Genomic DNA, 6,238 nt, shown 5'->3' with positions numbered 1-6,238 from the left:
CTTCCTCTAACACCTCATCATAGTTTCTAAATCAATTTCGTTTCTTTTTGCTGACAATAATACTCTAGAATCCAAGGGGTTTGCCTCTAGCTTGATTACTCCTATCCCAAAACTTGCATTAAGCCGCCTTAATTCTTCCAATATTTCATCTTCTATTTCTTCAAAAATCACCAAATACCCTTCATTTGCCCAACTAGAATTAGAGACTGCTTGAAAATAGGATTCTTTAAGATTCCCAAAATTTACTTTAACTTTTAATTCAAACGAAAGTAGGCTACATACATTTTGATTGATATGTTTGAGTATCTCAAGAATTTGGGGTTCATAATCATCAAAAGGTATATATACGCCCACAATATCTGGGTTTTCCCATTTGTCTTTGCCACTTATTTGCTTTTTGCTTTTTTCGTGATAGATTGTTTTGCATTGCAAACTAAATTCATTTGCATTTGCGAGATAATACACAAGCAAAGGGTGTAAATCTCGCTCTTTGTATTTGGTGTTTTTTAAACTTTCTGTTTCTTCTTTGGTGATGAGTTCTTGCACATCTTCTTTGAATTCATCTTTGCGAGACTTGAGCCAAAAGGTGGTAGGTCGCTTGGTAACAATGATAAACTTAGAATCTTGCCTTTTAATATTCAAATAAAGTTGCGCTGCCAAGGTTTGCCAAGGTGTTTTACCAGCACTTTCTAAAGATTGCGTAAGTCTCTTTTGTGTAGCTAGATCCCATATTTGTTGGTAAGTCATAGGTTGCTTAGTTTCTTGCAAAATGTTTTCTGCTAACTCCAAAAATGTCATTTTTGCCATAGGATTCCCTGCTGTTAGGTTTTGATGTGGGTATTATATTGTGTTTTTACTTAAAAGAGGTGTTTCATTAAAAGAAAAAGGTTCTGTAGTGCTTTCAATGCTCTTGCGTTTCTTTAATGTGATCCGTGAAAAAATATATTGTCTTATACGATTTGGCAAATAAAGATATACTCTTGATGATTTGTAATTTGTTTTACCACTATTAAAAGCTTTATATGGAAGATTATAAGTGTGCACAATACTTATGGTTTCTAGAATTTGATGCGAGATAAGAGTTTATATTTAGATCCTGTATAGCTAAAGGGTGGGTTTATCAAGTTTTGCGTATAAGCCAAGAAAGCTCCTTTAACTATTAGGATCTGATTTTATAATATAAACCTTGAATCTATCTTGTCGCAAAGATAATATAAGCTGTTATAAATATACTTCTAAATATCTCATGCTTGATTTACTTAATACAGATTCACAGGATAAGGGTCTCTGTTGTCTACCGTAAATCTCTGATGCCAATATGGATATGCCAATTTTGTTTGACTAGCCTTATCTAATCTTTTGATATGTTCTGTATCAAGCTGTAGTTTGCTAGCTTGCAAATTTTCTTTTAATTGCTCAACTTTTGTAGCACCTATCACAAGAGAACTAATTGTTGGTCTTGATAATACCCAAGCAAGTGCGATTTGTGCTATTGAATGACCAGTTTCTTTGCTAACAGATTCTAGTTCATCTACAATGCTTAATAAATGCTCTCTATCCATATCCCAAGCACCGCCTCTTCCTAACCTAGAATCATCGATGTTTTGCTTACTTCTTGTGATTTTGCCCGATAGCAAGGATCCACTCAAAGGACTCCAAACAAGTGTGCCTATTTTTTCTTCTATGCCAAGTGGCATTAACTCATTTTCAAATTCTCTTGCGCCAAGCGAATAATATGCTTGATGCACCACGGGTCTTTGGAGATTATAGGCATCTGCAACACTTAGCATTTTCATCAAATGCCAACCCGAATAATTGCTCACCCCAAAATAGCGTATTTTGCCTGTTTTGACTAAGTCATTAAGTGTTTGTAAGGCTTCTATATGTGGTGTTTTGGCATCATAGCAATGCAAATGATATAAATCAATATAATCTGTTTGTAATCTCTGCAAACTCGCTTCAATACTTTGCAAAATCTTTGATCTTGAAGTGCCAATGTCATTTGGATTATCACTCATCCACATACCTGTTTTTGTAGAGATAAAAACTTCAGATCTTTTGTAATCCTTAAGGGCTTGTCCCAAAATAATTTCAGAATCTCCAAGAGAATAACAATCTGCGGTATCAAAAGCATTAAACCCCAAATCCATACACACTCTAACCAAAGCCTTAGCCTCATCTACTTGAGTGCTACCCCATTTTTTAAATATCTCTGTACTACCTCCAAATGTCGCAGTTCCAAACATCATATTTGGGATAACTTGCCCACTATTGCCTAAATATCTGTATTTCATACATATCTCCTACAATAAATAAATTAAACTTGGCATTATACACGCCACGCAATACATTTCAGCAAACCCTAGATTCAGAAATTAGCTTGTGTAAGATTTTTAAAAATAACCCAAGAAAAACTCCACACAATAACCCCAAGCAACGCTGCACTGCCCAAAGCTATATACGCATGAAAATACCCAAAATACTGCGCCACAAAGCCACCCAAGCTTCCGCTTAATGCACCACCGATACCACCACAAGTCATCACAAAACTAAATCCAGCATTAATATGCCCACTACCACGCAAGACTATCGCCACCAAAATAGGCACAATCACACCTGTAATCCCAGCACCAACTCCATCTAGAATCTGTGTAACGACCATACCATCCAAGCCCTCATAATTTGCCGCAATCATCGCACGCACACAAAGCCCTATGAGAGAAATTGCCATAAGAGTAAAAAGGGTTTTTGAGAGTTTGGAATTACTATTATCATGCAAATCTCTATGAGAATCCCCTAAAGGATTTACAATAAGTTTGCCACACACAAGCGCGATAAGAATCATTGTGCTTTGAGCGATGATAATAGTGGCTGCTGCATACGCACCACTTGAATCTATCCCCAAAGTATGTGCGCGCTGACTTAAAAGTGGCAACATAGCGGCATTACTAAGGTGAAAGCAAAACATTACAAAACTTAACACTATAATGCGTTTGTCCATAAAACTTCTTTTAAGGGATTTTGGCTTAAATATGGTGGCGGTAGATTCTTCATTACCTCTTGCCAAAGCATGGTTTATAGAGACATTGCGTAACAATGCAAGGCACAATAACGAAAAGATTCCCATGAGGATAGTGATGATAAAAATCGAAGTTATCCCATAATACCAAGCACACACGAGGCTTAATCCTGCACTAAAAGCAGTTCCGGCGTGTTTATAGGCTTCATTTTTACTTGTTTGAATGGCATATTGCTCCCTGCCAACAATCCCAAGCGTTATCGCTGCAAAAGCAGGAGCGAGAAACACGCCACACAAAGCGATAGCAAGTTGTGCGGTGAGTGTAAAAAGAAATGTTGGATACAAGAAGTTTAACAGCACGCTGCCACTAATAGCACAAATGCAAAATGCAATGAGTGCGCGTTTATAAGGTGTCTTATCGACTAAGATTCCAAGTGGCACACCAAAAAGCAATGCACAAAGAGAAGTAATTGTGCCAATAAGCCCAATTTGCCCCTCTAAGAAGTGATGATTTTTTAAAAATACGCCTAGATAAGGGCCTAAGCCATCACGCACATCAGCAATAAAGAAATTTAACCAAGCTAGAACGTTATAGACACTCATCTGCTTTCTTTACACAAGGTTTAGTATTCAATGCCTATTGCCTTTAGTCTATCGCGTATGTAACGCATTTGAATATTTTTATCAAAGCACCATTGTGGTGCAAGAAGAGTTTCATCGTGCGCTCCTGCACTAATGCGTTGCACCACGACTTCAGGTGGTAGGCGACGCAAAGATTCCACGATAAGATCTCCAAACATTTCTAGACTAATAGGCTTATATTCTCCATCTTTGTAGAGTTTTGCCAATCGTGTTCCATTGACAACATACATAGGGTGAATCTTGATACTATCAATCCCCCATTCTATAACAGAATCTAGTGTGTGTAACATCATTTCCTCATTTTCTTCAGGCAATCCATAGATAATGTGTGCACACACCTTTATCCCTCTAGCGCGAGTTTTGGCAAAGAGTTCCTTAGCGCCATCTATACTATGTCCTCTGTTGGTGAGTGCTAAGGTTTTGTTATACACTGATTGAATCCCATATTCAAGCCAAATCTCTTTCCCTGCCTTGACATAACCCTCTAGCAAATCTAGCACCTCATCATCCACGCAATCAATCCGAGTGCCAATACTCATACCTACGACATTAGGCAACCCTAATGCACAATCATACAAGGCTTTAAGTGTATCGATATGTGCATATGTGTTGGTATAAGATTGAAAATACACCATATATTTTGAAATACCAAATTTTCGCTCATGAAACTCCGCATGCCACGCAAATTGTTCTCTAAGCTGTGTAAGTTGTTTGTCCAAAAGTGGGTTATTTTTGAGTGTAAAATTCATTTTCACTTCACTACGCTTATCAATTTTCACAAGACTTGGCGAAAACGATTCATTATCGCAATAAATACATCCTCCCTTTGCAACACTCCCATCGATATTTGGACATGTAAAACCCTGCAAGGAAATGGGGATTTTGCGCACCCTACTCCCAAAACGCTTTTTGAAATACCGCCCAACAGTAAGGATCACACGCATATTTACTCCTTAAAATTTTTATCCCTATTTAGCACTTTGGAGTAAATATTCATCGACATACTGCCCATCAAAACACGCCTTGCAAAATTCTTGATTTCCTCCGATGCTACGCAACATACCATCAATAGACAAAAAGCCCAAAAAATCTGCCCCAATATACGATCGCACTTCTTCTATGCTTTTGTTTGCACAAATAAGCTGATCTCTATCAGGTGTATCCACACCATAATAGCACGGCGATATGGTAGGAGGTGCAGAAATAAGAAGATATACTTTTTTTGCCCCTGCTTTACGCAGAATCTGCACAATCTGCTTACTTGTCGTCCCACGCACCACAGAATCATCAATTACAATGATTTCTTTGCCTTGTATAACACTAGAAATAGGATTAAGTTTAAGTCGCACTTTTAATTCGCGCATTCTTTGCAAGGGTTCAATAAATGTCCGTCCCACATAGTGATTTCTAATAATCCCAAGCTCAAAGTCTATGCCACTTTGCTTTGCATATCCAAGTGCTGCTGCTACTCCAGAATCTGGCACGGGAATAACAATATCAGCATTGAGTCTATGCTCTTTGGCAAGTTCAATCCCCATATTTTTGCGGATCTCATACACATTTTTGCCATACACTTGACTATCAGGGCGAGAAAAATACATATACTCAAACACGCACGGCTTAGGTTTTGGTGCAAAAACCTGCACACTTTTTGGCTCACATGCATTAAGTGGCGTATATGCACCTTCAAAAATTAGCATCTCACCGGGTGCAACATCACGCACATATTCCGCCCCCACAAGATCAAATGCACAAGTTTCACTTGCCGCGATATACCCTACACTGCCATCATCATTATAAATCTTACCCAAACTCAATGGACGCAATCCATAGCGATCACGCACGACAAACATTTTACTTCGTGAAAGAAACACAAAACAATACGCGCCATCAACATAGCTTAGCGCATCAATAATACGATCCACAAGATGTTCTTTTTGAGAGTTGGCGATAAGATGAATAAGATTCTCTGTATCAAGATGGCTTTGAAATATCGCACCTTTATCTATAAGCATTTTACGCACTGCTTTAGCATTTGTGAGGTTACCATTATGCACGATTGCCATTTCACCAAGCGAATAGCGCGCAAAAATAGGTTGCGCTTCGTTAATAGAATCTTCTCCTGCAGTAGAATAACGATTATGTCCTATGCTTGATTTACCCTGAAGTTTTTTGAGATTTTCTTCATCAAAAACTTTTGTCACTAAACCATTGCCTTTAAGTGTCGTGATTTTTGTGCCATCAGAGGTGCTAATACCACTAGCCTCTTGCCCTCTGTGTTGCATTGCAAACAATGAATAATAGCTTAAAATCGTGGCATTCTTTACATTATAAACACCTACTACCGCACACTCTTCATTCCAATCTTTCATTCTCTACTCCTATATTCAAACTTCTCACACAAAAAATAACAAACATACACCTATAGCCTAAGTCCTTTGTAATTTTGCTACACATCTAATCCTCCTTGAATCGCTATACACATTTGCGTTTTGGCAGGATAGATAAGATAACCCCTTGTAGGCTTACCACTTAGCATACCCAAAAATTCTACATATTCTTTGACCTGCGTAAAAA

At 38.0% G+C, this 6,238-nt stretch carries 5 protein-coding genes; all 5 read right to left on the bottom strand.

The window, feature by feature from the left end:
• Window positions 1-6: 6 nt before the first annotated feature.
• The 5 genes from C6H22_RS06040 to purF all read right to left on the bottom strand — a co-directional run bounded on the left by C6H22_RS06040 (window position 7) and on the right by purF (window position 6,033).
• Window positions 7-807 (bottom strand): HTH domain-containing protein, encoded by an 801-nt coding sequence (locus C6H22_RS06040; RefSeq protein ID WP_233707069.1) that lies wholly within the window; start codon window positions 805-807, stop codon window positions 7-9.
• Between the two features lie 452 nt (window positions 808-1,259).
• Window positions 1,260-2,294, bottom strand: coding sequence for an aldo/keto reductase (locus tag C6H22_RS06035; protein WP_104694433.1), 1,035 nt, complete (start codon window positions 2,292-2,294; stop codon window positions 1,260-1,262).
• Between the two features lie 74 nt (window positions 2,295-2,368).
• A complete protein-coding gene (locus tag C6H22_RS06030; protein ID WP_104694432.1) occupies window positions 2,369-3,622 on the bottom strand; it encodes an MFS transporter in 1,254 nt (417 codons plus the stop codon).
• A gap of 20 nt (window positions 3,623-3,642) precedes the next feature.
• Complete coding sequence (locus C6H22_RS06025; protein ID WP_104694431.1) at window positions 3,643-4,605, bottom strand: TIGR01212 family radical SAM protein; 963 nt, start codon at window positions 4,603-4,605, stop codon at window positions 3,643-3,645.
• A 24-nt stretch (window positions 4,606-4,629) separates the two neighbouring features.
• Window positions 4,630-6,033: an amidophosphoribosyltransferase gene (gene purF / locus C6H22_RS06020; protein WP_104694430.1), complete on the bottom strand. Its 1,404-nt coding sequence runs from the start codon at window positions 6,031-6,033 to the stop codon at window positions 4,630-4,632.
• Window positions 6,034-6,238 lie beyond the last annotated feature (205 nt).

The sequence above is a fragment of the Helicobacter equorum genome (assembly GCF_900198655.1).
Classification (GTDB): Bacteria; Campylobacterota; Campylobacteria; order Campylobacterales; family Helicobacteraceae; genus Helicobacter_F; species Helicobacter_F equorum.
This window is presented reverse-complemented; position numbering and strand designations above follow the sequence as displayed.